At 34.4% G+C, this 12,340-nt stretch carries 14 protein-coding genes and 1 pseudogene; 11 read left to right on the top strand and 4 right to left on the bottom strand.

Annotation, left to right across the window (positions count from 1 at the left end; genetic code table 11):
• Window positions 1-3 precede the first annotated feature (3 nt).
• On the bottom strand, window positions 4-2,034 hold the full coding sequence (locus FCN74_RS02310; protein ID WP_171047093.1) for a TonB-dependent receptor plug domain-containing protein: 2,031 nt from the start codon (window positions 2,032-2,034) through the stop codon (window positions 4-6).
• A 143-nt stretch (window positions 2,035-2,177) separates the two neighbouring features.
• Here FCN74_RS02310 and FCN74_RS02305 point away from each other — a divergent pair, with 143 nt between their 5' ends.
• Entirely contained in the window at window positions 2,178-3,083 is a 906-nt protein-coding gene (locus tag FCN74_RS02305; RefSeq protein WP_138930975.1) for a DUF6607 family protein, read from the top strand.
• Window positions 3,084-3,175: 92 nt separating this feature from the next.
• On the opposite strand, the gene FCN74_RS02300 is transcribed toward FCN74_RS02305, so the two are convergent.
• Genes FCN74_RS02300 through FCN74_RS02290 form a run of 3 tightly spaced genes read right to left on the bottom strand, consistent with a single transcriptional unit; the run spans window position 3,176 to window position 4,940 of the window.
• Window positions 3,176-3,610, bottom strand: coding sequence for a hypothetical protein (locus tag FCN74_RS02300; protein ID WP_138930974.1), 435 nt, complete (start codon window positions 3,608-3,610; stop codon window positions 3,176-3,178).
• A gap of 3 nt (window positions 3,611-3,613) precedes the next feature.
• Window positions 3,614-3,952 (bottom strand): TM2 domain-containing protein, encoded by a 339-nt coding sequence (locus tag FCN74_RS02295; protein ID WP_138930973.1) that lies wholly within the window; start codon window positions 3,950-3,952, stop codon window positions 3,614-3,616.
• Window positions 3,953-4,007: 55 nt separating this feature from the next.
• The gene (locus FCN74_RS02290; protein ID WP_138930972.1) at window positions 4,008-4,940 is read right to left on the bottom strand and encodes a hypothetical protein; all 933 of its coding nucleotides are present in this window, start codon (window positions 4,938-4,940) and stop codon (window positions 4,008-4,010) included.
• Between the two features lie 39 nt (window positions 4,941-4,979).
• Between FCN74_RS02290 and FCN74_RS02285 the strand changes: the two genes are divergently transcribed.
• The 10 genes and pseudogenes from FCN74_RS02285 (at window position 4,980) to FCN74_RS02240 (ending at window position 12,334) form a co-directional block, all read left to right on the top strand.
• Window positions 4,980-5,207, top strand: a complete 228-nt coding sequence (locus tag FCN74_RS02285; protein ID WP_138930971.1) for a DUF6341 family protein — start codon at window positions 4,980-4,982, stop codon at window positions 5,205-5,207.
• A 4-nt stretch (window positions 5,208-5,211) separates the two neighbouring features.
• Window positions 5,212-6,309, top strand: coding sequence for a glycoside hydrolase family 53 protein (locus FCN74_RS02280; RefSeq protein ID WP_138930970.1), 1,098 nt, complete (start codon window positions 5,212-5,214; stop codon window positions 6,307-6,309).
• A gap of 262 nt (window positions 6,310-6,571) precedes the next feature.
• Window positions 6,572-7,372 carry a pseudouridine synthase gene (locus FCN74_RS02275; RefSeq protein ID WP_138930969.1) on the top strand — a complete coding sequence of 267 codons (801 nt, stop codon included), beginning with the start codon at window positions 6,572-6,574 and terminating at the stop codon, window positions 7,370-7,372.
• A 514-nt stretch (window positions 7,373-7,886) separates the two neighbouring features.
• Window positions 7,887-8,789, top strand: coding sequence for a heme o synthase (gene cyoE, locus FCN74_RS02270; protein ID WP_138930968.1), 903 nt, complete (start codon window positions 7,887-7,889; stop codon window positions 8,787-8,789).
• Complete coding sequence (locus FCN74_RS02265) at window positions 8,780-9,361, top strand: cytochrome c oxidase subunit 3 (RefSeq protein ID WP_138930967.1); 582 nt, start codon at window positions 8,780-8,782, stop codon at window positions 9,359-9,361. The genes cyoE and FCN74_RS02265 overlap by 10 nt, the downstream gene beginning before the upstream one ends.
• 44 nt (window positions 9,362-9,405) lie before the next feature.
• Complete coding sequence (locus FCN74_RS02260) at window positions 9,406-10,392, top strand: cytochrome c oxidase subunit 3 (protein ID WP_138930966.1); 987 nt, start codon at window positions 9,406-9,408, stop codon at window positions 10,390-10,392.
• Window positions 10,393-10,412: 20 nt separating this feature from the next.
• Window positions 10,413-10,778, top strand: a complete 366-nt coding sequence (locus FCN74_RS02255; protein ID WP_138930965.1) for a cytochrome C oxidase subunit IV family protein — start codon at window positions 10,413-10,415, stop codon at window positions 10,776-10,778.
• Window positions 10,779-10,896: 118 nt separating this feature from the next.
• A pseudogene (locus tag FCN74_RS02250) lies at window positions 10,897-11,193 on the top strand (type II toxin-antitoxin system HigB family toxin).
• 10 nt (window positions 11,194-11,203) lie between these two features.
• Window positions 11,204-11,572, top strand: coding sequence for a helix-turn-helix domain-containing protein (locus tag FCN74_RS02245; RefSeq protein WP_138930964.1), 369 nt, complete (start codon window positions 11,204-11,206; stop codon window positions 11,570-11,572).
• A 105-nt stretch (window positions 11,573-11,677) separates the two neighbouring features.
• The gene (locus FCN74_RS02240; protein WP_138930963.1) at window positions 11,678-12,334 is read left to right on the top strand and encodes a hypothetical protein; all 657 of its coding nucleotides are present in this window, start codon (window positions 11,678-11,680) and stop codon (window positions 12,332-12,334) included.
• The last annotated feature ends 6 nt before the right edge of the window (window positions 12,335-12,340 follow it).

Genomic DNA, 12,340 nt, shown 5'->3' with positions numbered 1-12,340 from the left:
TATTTATAATTGATATTGAATTTTTCCTGTGATTCTTATACCCGGCAAGTTGAGTAATCCTGTCTGCTCGTTATTGAGAATATTTTCGCCGATAATTTGAAATTTATAATGATCAAACAGGCTTTTGCTCAAGGTGAGGTTTACCAGTGAAAAGCCATCGACAAAAGAGTCGTCAAAGTCGTCTATCAAACCATTTCCATTGGTATCAAACAAGGCATATTTTGATCTATAATTGAGTCGCAAATTGGCAAATGCTTTCCATTCTGGAATCTTGTAAAAGACTTTAAAATTGGCTAAATGCCTTGACCGATTCGGCAAGCCAAAATATTCTGAACGCTCTAATCGTTGAGTAACCAAAGTTTCTGGATCTCTTACAAAAACATCGCCGTTGTCAATCCGTTCTTCTGCTTCTTTATCAAAAGCATACAAGAGTTGATAACCTAAAGACATTTTGAAATTTGGATTAAAGCTGTAACTCAAATCCGTTTCAAATCCTGTAGTGTAAATGTTGTCTCTGTTTATGTATCCAAACACATTTTGGCCGTTGGTTTTTCGAGCGATAATTCGAGTGTCTATCAAATTTTGAATATCATTTCTAAAAGCGTTAAAGTCGAGATTAAATTTATTTTTTTGGTATGAAAAACCAAGGTTAATTCCAAGTGAAGACTCTGCCTCTAGTGGTTGGCCTAAATCTTCAGGGTTTACACTCAGGCTCAGGATTTGGTTATTATTTTGAAGCCTTTCTATGACAGCTTCTTCTACACGGTTTCCCACTACTGTATACCCTACTGCAGAATTAGTGAAATCTAAATACAATTGCCTAAAATCAGGGGCTTTAAAACCAGAACCAACCGAAGCTTTTATACTAAGCTTATCATTTAATTTATAAATAGCAGAAGCTTTGGGGCTAATTTGCGAGTCATATTCACTATGAGTATCAAATCGACCACCGACAATAAGATCAAGGTTTTTAAAAGCTGAAAAACTATATTGTGTGTAGACGTATTGAGAGTTAAAGCTGACATCATTTTCAAATAAATTTCGGTCTAAAAATTCGAAATTACTGCCAAAACCGCTAATGAGTTCTTGATTAGAACCTATGTCATAGGTCAGCCGTATTTCCGGTCTAAATAACCGTTGATTGAATTCTGAATTAAACAAAATATTATCGGTTATGGGATCAGTCTCAAGTTGATTGGCTTGGTATTGTGTAAAATACAACTCATAATGAGCATTGAGCTTTGAAGACCATTTGTGATTGGTGATTGAAGTCAAATTGTTATCCCATTCTTCTCTTTCACCTGAGATATCAATATTTTGATAAAATAATCTATAATTGATAGCTGTTTTTAAGTCGTCAGAAAATTTATACTTAATATGACTTGATAAGGTGTAGTTTTCAAAAGGATCAATGGTGTTGCCTTGAAGATTTTTATCCAAATCAATCCCGCCTGAACTCAACCGATTTATAAAAACTGAATATGAAAAATCATTCAACTTTTGTTGAGTTGAAAGGTTGAAGTCTGAGGTTTCAAAACTTCCAAAGGCTGCATCAACACCAAGTTTGAGATCATTACTTTTTGGTTTTTGAGTAATGATATTTATCACGCCACCTAAGGCTTCAGAACCGTAAAGGCTTGAGGATGGCCCTTTGATGATTTCAACACGCTCTATATTTCCCAATGCCAATCTGGATAAATCCAAATTTCCAGATTGTCTGCCCACAACGGGCACATTATCTATCAAAATCATAATGTATTCTGAATTAATGCCTTGCATTTGAATGCCTTTAAAACCACTTTGGTCTGTGATGGTGATGATTCCTGTTTGTTCATTTAATATTTCATCGGCGCGCCTTAAGCCTGTATTGGATATCACATCTTGACTAAGCACTTTAACTGGCATTGGAATATCTTGGCGTTTTCGCTCTGAGCGTGTTGCTGTAATGACGACTTCTTTTAAATCATAATAAGCTAAACTGTCAGTTTCTGGTTTATTCTCTTGAGAAATACCTTGTTTAACCCAAAAAGTCATAACGATTATTGATATGAAAACTGACAGCTTATTCATTTATTTAGACTAATTAGAAATAATATTTCGGGCAAATATATTATATTATTTTTATTCATTCCAAATAAAAATTATATTTTTGTTGCATAATTTTAAATCATCTCATCATGAAAACATTTTTCCCAGTTTTGTTAAGTTTTTTATTATTTCAAAGCTTATCGAGTCAAACCAAACTAGAGCAAGATCGTCAAGCCATTAAAGCCATGTGTGGCTGCTATGAAGTGCGATTTAATTTTTCTGAAACTTTTCAGCATACTAAAGACTCCACTTACAAGCCTTCTCCTGATAAAATTACTGGTGGCTTAGAATGGGTCCAATTGGTTGAGGATAACCCCGAAAAAATTGTCATGCAACACCTATTAATAGTTGGGCCTAAAGACCAGCAACAAATCGTTAAACACTGGCGCCAAGACTGGTTATATCAAAATCAAGATTTGTATGTATACGATGGTGATAAACAATGGAAGTATAAAGAATTGCCTTACGATGAGGTCATTGGTCAATGGACGCAAAAAGTCTATCAAGTCGATGATAGTCCGCGTTACGAAGGTTCGGCATCTTGGGTACATGTTGACGGTAAACATTATTGGGAAGATACTACGCCAGCTCCACTGCCAAGACGTGAATTTAGCATAAGAGACGATTACAACATCACTTTGAGAACCAACCGACAAGAACTGACTGATTTTGGCTGGGTGCACGACCAAGACAACAAAAAAATTTTAAAAACTGAAACCGGAAAAGAAGTAGTATTGGCTGAAGAAAAAGGCTATAACACCTATACCAAAGTTGAGGATAGCCGCTGTAAAACCGCTCAAAATTGGTGGGCAAAACACAACGACTATTGGGCCGACGTACGTGCAGAATGGCAAACGATTTTTGAAAACAAACAAGATATCTCCATGCTTAAAAGCATAGACGATAAGCCATTATTTATGCACATGTTCGAGTTACAAGATCAAGATTTCACCGACAAAAAAATTAAAAAGCAAATTAAAGCTTTTATCAAATAAGGCTTTGATCTTTATTTATTAGCTGTTTGAACAACGTCTTTTAATTCCTTTTTTATTTGGGTTTAGGAAAATTTAAGATGGGGTTCAAACAGCTATTCTGTTTTTACACGAGATTTGATGAGGCTTTCAAAAATAGGCCAAGTGACGTGTTGTCCTTTTCTAACTAAAACTGCTGAGTAAATCGAAAATGAAAACTCAAGGATATTAAAAATAACAACTAAACCCAGATAATAAAAAAAAGCATTTGGGATGGGCTTTTCGAAAAAATATTTTGATAAAAACCACCACAAAGCGGTAGTGTTAAAAACAAACAAAACCAACTGAGACAACAAAGATTGTAAAGCATGCCAATGTACAAATGCCGTAGAACGCCTATTGGCAACATAGTAAAGGAAAGTAGCCAATAGTGCAGCAATTGGTATTGGTAGTGCCACTGCAATAACTATTGTCGAAATAACATAGGCATAAGAAGCTTTCTCAGATTCATCAATTGATGGACGATATGAAAAATCTGCTTTATGAACCATAAATTATAAAATAGTTCTATTGAAATTTTCTAAATTTCGCTGTTTGGCCACACCCATAATCAAAAACCAATCTATAATAGTCCAAATACCAAGTCCACCACAAGTCAATAGTTTAGCAACTCCAAGGCCAACATCTCCGACCAAAAAACGGTCAATTCCAATCCCTCCTACTATCACAGAAATGATAAGCATCATTGTAGGATCTTTAAATTGTAGACTTTGAACTTGAAATTTTTTGCTATCATCTAAAGCCAAAAGGCGTTCTCGAACAAAGCTTAATTGGTGAGATTCAAAATATTTTGAATTGGCCATTAAAAAGTTATCTACATATTGAGCATCCATATTTTAAATTTTTGACGAATTAACGACTTTTTTATAATTTAAAGAAATCTTATTTTTAAAGCAGATTAAATACAACTACAAATGCGATAAAAGCATAAAGCAAAACCTCTTTCCAAAATTTTTTTCTTAATCTAAATATAAAATCACCTAAATATATGCTTATAGGTATCGTAGACATCATCCATAAACCTTCTAAATTTGAAATAGAAAACCAACTCGACATAAACGCAAGTAAAGCCAGGTACAAAAAACTCGTCGCCATTTTTTGATGGTACAATGCTCTTTTTTGTATCACCTTAAAAGCTTGATAAACAAATATTAATGTTGACAAAACCCATATTAGAAATGAAAATAATTGAGGTTTTGAGCTGAACGTATAGATCTTAAACTCCCATTGAGGCCAAAAAGAATCTACCATGAGTGGTTCGTTGTACCAAAAAATATTAAACATTTCTAACAATACAATTACTGAACTTATCGCTAAAAGCGGGACCAAAAAGTAACGCCAGTGCGGACTAGTAAAAACTAAAGTTACTACAAGAACTAAGATCAACACAAATAAAAAGGGTTGATAAAACAGGCTGGCAAAAAAGAAAAAAAATACGGCTTCAAAAATAGTCATCGTGGGATAATCTGAGTTGACTACATTTAAAAGACGTAAAAGACCTATCAAAAATAAAACATAGCCGAATATTATATAACTATCTAATATTTCAGGCATGATAAAGCTCGACATTAAAATAAAAAACAGACCTCCAAAGCTGTGTCCCTTTTGGATTTCAAAATGTTTTAAAGCATAATCAAACATAATGTAACACAATACTAGGAGCAAGTATTTTGTTACTACAAGACCAATTGTTGCCCAATTCAGAGGAAAAGTAATGACTTGAAGCGCCTCAACAGTAAAAATCAGGCTGAGCAAGAAGAGTAAAACAACAAAAACAATAGGTTTAGATTGTTTAAAAAAATTAACGATCATATCAGTCAAATGATTATTTTTGCAAGGTAATTATAATTGACAAAAGCCATGAAAGATTTTTTTGAAGGCATCGCCTCTTTATTTCAAGATGTTTTATTTATCCCTTTTGATCTCTTAAGAGTAGACATTCAACCCGATTCGTGGTGGGCTGCAAATGGTGTCAATTTAATCTTCTTATTTATTGGTTTAGTGTTTTTTGCGTATTGGATGAAACAACTTAAAATCTTTAGCAAAACTGAAAATACCCAAGAAGACGAAGAAACTTATTTGATTTAATATCATGTTTAAGTCCATTTTATTTTTAGGGTGGACATTCTTTACTATTTCATTACTGTCTTCTTGTTCTGATGTCTCTGATGAAATTTCTCCAAATGACTCAGATTTAAACACTCCTTTTTTTATGAAAGGCATGGATATGTCGTTGCTCCCTGAAGTCAGGAATAGTGGAGTTTTGATATACAACAATTCAGGTCAGGTGCAAGATATGTTGGATATTGTAAAAAGTGAAGGTGTCAATACCATTAGACTCAGGTTATGGCATCAGCCAGAATCTTCGACTTCAAGCTTTCAAACCGTTAAAACACTGAGCCAAGAAATTCGATCACTGGGTTTAAAACTTTTGTTGACAGTTCATTATTCTGATACTTGGGCAGATCCGGGATCTCAAGAGAAACCTCAAGCTTGGCAAGGGCTTAATCAAAATCAATTAAAAGATAGTCTCAGCCAATATACTTCTAAAATAATTCGAGAGATACAGCCGAATATTATTCAAATTGGCAATGAGATTAATCATGGGTTTTTATGGCCAGAAGCTCATATTAATAATGAAACTGTGTTTTTAAACTTTTTAAGCGAAGCGATTCAAGCAGTGAGAAGCGAAAACGAACAAACTCAAATTATGTTGCATTATGCAGGACATGAAAATGCCGATGTTTTTTTTAACAGCTTGGAGGGTTTAGATTATGATCTTATAGGTATAAGTTATTATCCGAGATGGCACGGTAAAAGCTTGTCACGTCTCAGACAAAATTTAATCAGTTTAAACTTGATCCAGAATAAGCCGGTTGCTATTGTAGAAACAGCTTATCCGTTCACATTAGACTTTAATGATTTTACCAACAATATCATTGGCAACGAAGATCAAATTCTCGATAATTTTCCGCCATCACCGCAAGGCCAAAAAGATTATTTTTGGGAAATAAAAAGCATTGCCCAAGATATTCCTGAAGCTTATGGATTTTGCTCTTGGGGAAGTGAGTGGATAAGTTTTAGAGGTGATCAGGCTACTGATGGTTCGCCTTATGAAAATCAGGCTTTTTGGGATTTTGATAACCAACCATTACCTGTGTTTAGTGTTTATAAATCTGAAGATTTTTGAACTACTACGAAAAGATTATAAATCTTACCTTTTAATTAGCAGGCTCAACATTTAGCCCTGATTGAAGCGGCATCTTTTTGGTGTAGAGCTTAGGAGCTGTTGGCTTGTCAGAGTGCCACCTCAAGTGGTAATCCTGACAAGCCTTACAGATGCTTGGCTCTGCACCAAAAAATAGAGCTGAAAGCAGGTTTAAGCTACTAAAACTAATTTATTTAAGTTTAAATCTTTAATTTTCAATTACCTTTGCAAAAAATTGCAACCCATGAAATCGAATAGGTCGAAAGGAAAAGGCAAAAAAAAAGGACAACGTCCCAATAAAGTCTCAAAAGTTGATAAGCAGATTAAAGATCCCAACGCCGGCATGCGACTTAATAAATATATTGCTAATGCCGGGATTTGTTCACGTCGCGAAGCAGATATCTTTATTGAGGCAGGAAGTGTGAGTGTGAATGGCAAACCGGTTACTGAGATGGGCTATAAAGTTAAACTTGATGATGAGGTGAAATTTGATGGGAGAACCATAAATCCTCAACCTAAAGAATACTATTTGCTTAACAAACCTCAAGGATTTTATACTTCAGGAAAAATTGAACATCAAAATAAAACCGCGCTTAACTTATTGCAAAAAGTCACTGATGCCAAGTTAGAACCCATTGGCCGACTTGAAAATAGTGCTTGTGGTTTAATACTTTATACCAATGATGGAACTTTGGCAAAAAAATTAGGGAATGCTAAAAAAGGTATTCCACAAGTGTATGAACTTCAGCTTAACAAGGTCTTTAGCATTGAGGCTATGGAGGCACTAAAAGCCGGTGTTATCATCGAAGGCTTTAAAGTTTTTATCGATGATGTCTCTTACATCAACAATAAGTCTCATCATCACATCGGATTAGAGTTAAAAAGCATGCGACCAAAAATTGTCCCCAAACTGATGACCAAGTTGGGTTATGAGATTATAAAAATGGACCGCACTGTATTTGGCAATCTGACTAAACTGAATTTGCCTAGAGGACACTTTAGAACGTTAAAGAAAGAAGAAGTGATTCGTTTGGGAATGTTGTAAACTTTATACGACTTTTCGGATACAAACATTTATACTTAAAATCAGTAGCGTTCAAAATAATATGAACTAATATTTGTTAGGTATTGGTTTTTATTGATAAACAATCAAATATTATGTTTTAGGGGTTAAAACCGGCATACTATAAAAATATTAAAAATCAAGGAAGCAGGAGCTGGAAAAAGATAAAAATCTGTTTGAATTCTGCCTGAAGGCAGAATGAGTTATTTTTATCTATGGCTGGTGTTTTCGTAGTATTTTTTATATTTTTATGTTAGCCTAGCATTTTTTGGTTCTTTTTTTGGCAATGCAAAAAAGAACGTAAAAAATTATTTAGGACAAGATTGGTTTTAAATATAACATTGATTGCATCATCCAGAACTATCCATTTGAAAATTTGGTTCGTCGTTCACACTTTACTCTTAGCAATGACCGATAAAAATTTCACTTAGAAAAGATTAAGATTTATGTAGGTTAAAAACCACCTTTTAAATTTTATCTTTGCAAAAATTTATAATTGCCAGAAGCCATTACACATACAGCTCAAATATCATGGGTAAGTGAATTTAAAACCCTGACTAAACACCGCTTATCTTTGAGTGTTGTATTCTCGTCTTTAGCTGGTTATGTATTGGGTGCGCAGCAATTTGAGGTATTGACTTTTGCATTGCTTTTTGTTGGTGGTTATGCCATGGTGGGTGCTTCTAACGCCTTCAATCAAATTATAGAAAAAGACTTGGATGCTTTGATGAAGCGCACCCAAAATAGACCCTTACCCAGTGGCCGGATGACAGTGAACACAGCTTGGGTTACTGCGGTAGTTCTCACTTTAATTGGATTAACTTTATTATACATTATCAATCCCACGACGGCATTTTTTGGTGGGGTTTCTATATTCATTTACGTGGCAATTTATACACCTTTAAAAACCAAAACACCACTTTCTGTTTTTGTAGGTGCTTTCCCCGGAGCCATACCATTTATGCTTGGCTGGGTTGCCACTTCAGGTGATTTTGGTATCGAACCCGGCACTTTATTTATGATACAATTTTTCTGGCAATTCCCACATTTTTGGGCTTTGGGTTGGTGGTTATATGACGATTATAAAAGTGGTGGATTTTTTATGTTGCCCACTGGAAAAAGGGATACTGGCACAGCCATTCAAATTATATTGTATTGTATTTGGACCATTGCAGTGTCTATTATTCCTGTGTTTGGTGTTACTGGTGATTTAAGATTAAGTCTAGGTTCTGCAGGAATCGTATTTATATTGGGTTTAATCATGTTGTATTTTGCGATTCGGCTTTACCAAAAAAGAGATACCAAATCAGCAAAACAATTGATGTTGGCCAGTGTCACATATATTACTTTAATTCAATTGGTTTACGTCGGAGATAAAATATTTAGAGTATGGCTATAGAACAGCGTTCAGAACAAGAAAAACGAGACCGGTCTAAAAAAATGATGCTGTGGTTCGGCATCATCAGTATGGTCATGACTTTTGCAGGTTTAACCAGTGCTTACGTTGTGAGCAGTAAACGTCCAGATTGGATTTCAGATTTTGAGTTACCAGAGATATTTGGCACTAGCACAATAGTAATTTTGATGAGTAGTTTGACTCTTTTTCTTTCAAAAAAACTCCTTAAAGCAGATAAAAGAAACCTTACATCTTTGTTTTTATTTTTCACGTTTCTGTTAGGAGCAGTATTTGTTGGTTTGCAGTTAAAAGGCTTTGAAACATTGGTTGAAAACGGCTATTATTTTACCGGAGAAACCAGCACTATTAATTCATCTTACATATATGTATTAGTCATGGCGCATTTAGTGCACTTGGCTGCTGGTATTATCGTGCTTTTTGTGCTAATTTATAATCATTTTAGAAAACGCTATAATTCAAGCAAAATGTTAGGATTTACAATAGGTTCGACATTTTGGCACTTTGTAGATATATTGTGGTTATTTTTGTTTTTGTTTTTAACTTTCTATAAATAATAAAATTAACTATTTTTGCCTAATTCTTAAATAAAACCTAAACTATGGATACGACTGCTGTTGCAAAAACAGGAACTGAAGGGAAACTTTGGGGTGGTGGAAAACAACCGCTTAAAGCCAGTTATGGTAAATTGATGATGTGGTTTTTTATATTATCTGATGCTTTAACCTTTTCAGGGTTTTTGGCAGCTTACGGATTCTCAAGATTCAAATTTTCTACAGAATGGCCTATTGCCGATGAGGTTTTTAATCACTTCCCATTTTTACACGGGACAGATGCACCAATGTTTTATGTGGCTTTGATGACATTTATTTTGATATTTTCATCGGTAACTATGGTTCTCGCTGTTGATGCTGGTCATCAGATGAACAAAAATAAAGTTGTCACTTACATGGCTCTGACTATTCTAGGTGGTGCTATCTTTTTAGGCTCGCAAGCTTGGGAATGGTCCAACTTTATAAGTGGCGAATACGGCGCTGTTGAAACCCGAAGTGGTAAAATACTCCAATTTGCCAATACCGAAGGTGAACGCGTTGCCTTAGAGGATGTTGCTACAGGCGAACGAGAAGGACTCAGACAACAACATACCGAAAGTGAAGGCTTATGGTATATGGATGAAAAGGCCTTACCAGAATTTACTCTCGATCAAATAAAAGCTGGTTTTGCTGCCAACGAAGACTTGAGAATCAGAACGATGAAGTTGGACGAAAATGGTGAAAAAACCATTTTAGACCGATCAACCTCTTTGGACTATCTCAACAATAGAGGCATTGGTATTATTGAAGGTGCCAACATGACCAAAAACGAATATGGCGCACCATTGTTTGCTGACTTTTTCTTTTTTATTACAGGCTTTCACGGTTTTCACGTCTTTTCCGGTGTAGTTATCTTAATCATAATTTTCTTTAATGTTTTACTTGGCACTTACGAAAAACGCGGTAGCTACGAAATGGTAGAAAAAGTTGGACTTTATTGGCACTTTGTCGATTTGGTCTGGGTATTTGTATTTACATTTTTCTATTTGGTATAATTTTTTAAACGATATTTTATATGGCTCACGATACAGCAACACACGATTCAGGCTCAGCTAAAAAACGCATTTGGAACGTTTTTATCATACTTTCAGTATTGACCATTGTTGAGGTGATTTTTGGTTACATCAGACCAAGGTTTTTTGTAGAAACCACATTTATCAACACCTCTATTCTCAATTGGTTATTTATCATTCTTACCATTTTTAAAGCCTATTACATTACTTGGGCATTTATGCATATGGAACATGAGACTAAGGGCCTCAGACGCGTTGTCGTTTGGACAGCTGTTTTTCTCATTTGCTATTTAATTGCTATTTTATTAATTGAAGGTGGCTACATCGAGGAAGTATATACCGGTGGTCATATTACATGGGATTTTTAGGGCTAATTATACTTGCTAAGAAACAGAACACAATTCAAATTCTTTAGATTTTATAATATAAAGCGACTAATAGTTCTTTTTTAGAGAACTTTTTGTAAATTTGTTTAATAGTTTTTTAATGAAACGAATAATTGCAAAGAGCACTCTTAGAGAGTTTTGGAAAAAACATGCTGATTCAGAACAGTATTTAAAAACGTGGTATGATACAGCGAAAAACGCGAAATAGTTGTCACCAAGTGACGTTAAACAAACCTATATTTCAGCAAGTATTCTTAAAAATAGTAGGGTGGTTTTTAACATAAAAGGAAACTCATATCGACTTGTTGTTAAATTTAATTATGAAAAACAATGGGCGTTTATTAGATTTATAGGAACCCATCAGGAATACGATAAAATAAATGCTGATACAATTTAAAAAATGTATTATGGAACTAAAACCAATTAAAACAGACCAAGATTACAGAAAGGCTTTAAGGCATTTGGAGGAAATTTTTGATGCTCCCACAGATACAAAAGAAGGCGATGAAGCGGAAATTCTCTCACTAATGATAGAAAATTACGAAAACGAACATTACCCGATTGAAGCACCCGATCCTATTGAAGCGATAAAAATTCGAATGGAAGAATTGAATTTACGACAAAAAGATTTGATAGGCATCATTGGCGGTAAAAGCCGAGTGTCTGAAATTTTAAATCGAAAAAAGAAATTAACGGTTGATATGATAAGAAAACTAGAAAAAACGCTACAAATTTCTGCCTCTGTTTTGGTTAACAAGTATCAACTCATTAAATAATTTTAAATTCATAAATTTTAGTCAAAGAATAGCAACAGCATAAAAATTGGTTAAATCATTGATAAGGCGGTCTATATGAAGAACGTCTTTTTTATTTTTGCACCTATGAAAATTCAAAAAAAACACATAGTTCTCAGTATTTTGTTTATACTGCCATTGTTTGCCTATATGTTTTTTGCCAGTGGGGTTAATAACTTTGCAAAACTTGACACCGTCGGTGAAAATGTATTGACCAATGACAGTTACAAAAGTGTTTTTAAAGATAGCCTTGTCACTTTTCAAGATAAAATCACTATTCTTAGTTTTTTAGGAGCTGATGTGGATACCAAAAAAGCCTATGCCTTTAATCTGAAGGAAAAAATTTACGATCGTTATAAGGAATTTAAAGACTTGCAGTTTGTCAGTGTGGTTTTACCTGGACAAGCCACTGAAGTCAAAAGTTTTATGGAAGCTTTAATCTACACTTCCAAAGCCGATAAGTGGTTTTTTATAGAACTTAACAATCAGCAAAATCAACAGCTTTTTAAAAGCTTAAAAACAGATTTGATCCTAGATAAATTTCAAAGCAGTAGCCATGTTTTTATTATTGATAAAGACAGAGACCTGAGAGGGCGATTAGAAGATGAAGATGGCAGTAAACGCTATGCTTATGATATGGCTTCAGTAGCTGAACTCAGTGATGAAATGAATGATGACGTCAAAGTGATTTTAGCTGAATATCGTCTGGCCTTAAAAAAATACAATAAGGATGAAAATGAATAAAGCAAA

The sequence above is a fragment of the Mesohalobacter halotolerans genome, assembly GCF_006120725.1.
In the GTDB taxonomy this organism is placed as follows: Bacteria; Bacteroidota; Bacteroidia; order Flavobacteriales; family Flavobacteriaceae; genus Psychroflexus; species Psychroflexus halotolerans.
This window is presented reverse-complemented; position numbering and strand designations above follow the sequence as displayed.

Excerpts from the sequence above, each read along its gene's own strand:
- FCN74_RS02310 (WP_171047093.1), bottom strand. The coding sequence starts at position 2,034 with ATGACTTTTTGGGTTAAACAAGGTATTTCTCAAGAGAATAAACCAGAA.
- FCN74_RS02305 (WP_138930975.1), top strand. The coding sequence starts at position 2,178 with ATGAAAACATTTTTCCCAGTTTTGTTAAGTTTTTTATTATTTCAAAGC.
- FCN74_RS02300 (WP_138930974.1), bottom strand. The coding sequence starts at position 3,610 with ATGGTTCATAAAGCAGATTTTTCATATCGTCCATCAATTGATGAATCT.
- FCN74_RS02295 (WP_138930973.1), bottom strand. The coding sequence starts at position 3,952 with ATGGATGCTCAATATGTAGATAACTTTTTAATGGCCAATTCAAAATAT.
- FCN74_RS02285 (WP_138930971.1), top strand. The coding sequence starts at position 4,980 with ATGAAAGATTTTTTTGAAGGCATCGCCTCTTTATTTCAAGATGTTTTA.
- FCN74_RS02280 (WP_138930970.1), top strand. The coding sequence starts at position 5,212 with ATGTTTAAGTCCATTTTATTTTTAGGGTGGACATTCTTTACTATTTCA.
- FCN74_RS02275 (WP_138930969.1), top strand. The coding sequence starts at position 6,572 with ATGAAATCGAATAGGTCGAAAGGAAAAGGCAAAAAAAAAGGACAACGT.
- FCN74_RS02265 (WP_138930967.1), top strand. The coding sequence starts at position 8,780 with ATGGCTATAGAACAGCGTTCAGAACAAGAAAAACGAGACCGGTCTAAA.
- FCN74_RS02260 (WP_138930966.1), top strand. The coding sequence starts at position 9,406 with ATGGATACGACTGCTGTTGCAAAAACAGGAACTGAAGGGAAACTTTGG.
- FCN74_RS02255 (WP_138930965.1), top strand. The coding sequence starts at position 10,413 with ATGGCTCACGATACAGCAACACACGATTCAGGCTCAGCTAAAAAACGC.
- FCN74_RS02245 (WP_138930964.1), top strand. The coding sequence starts at position 11,204 with ATGGAACTAAAACCAATTAAAACAGACCAAGATTACAGAAAGGCTTTA.
- FCN74_RS02240 (WP_138930963.1), top strand. The coding sequence starts at position 11,678 with ATGAAAATTCAAAAAAAACACATAGTTCTCAGTATTTTGTTTATACTG.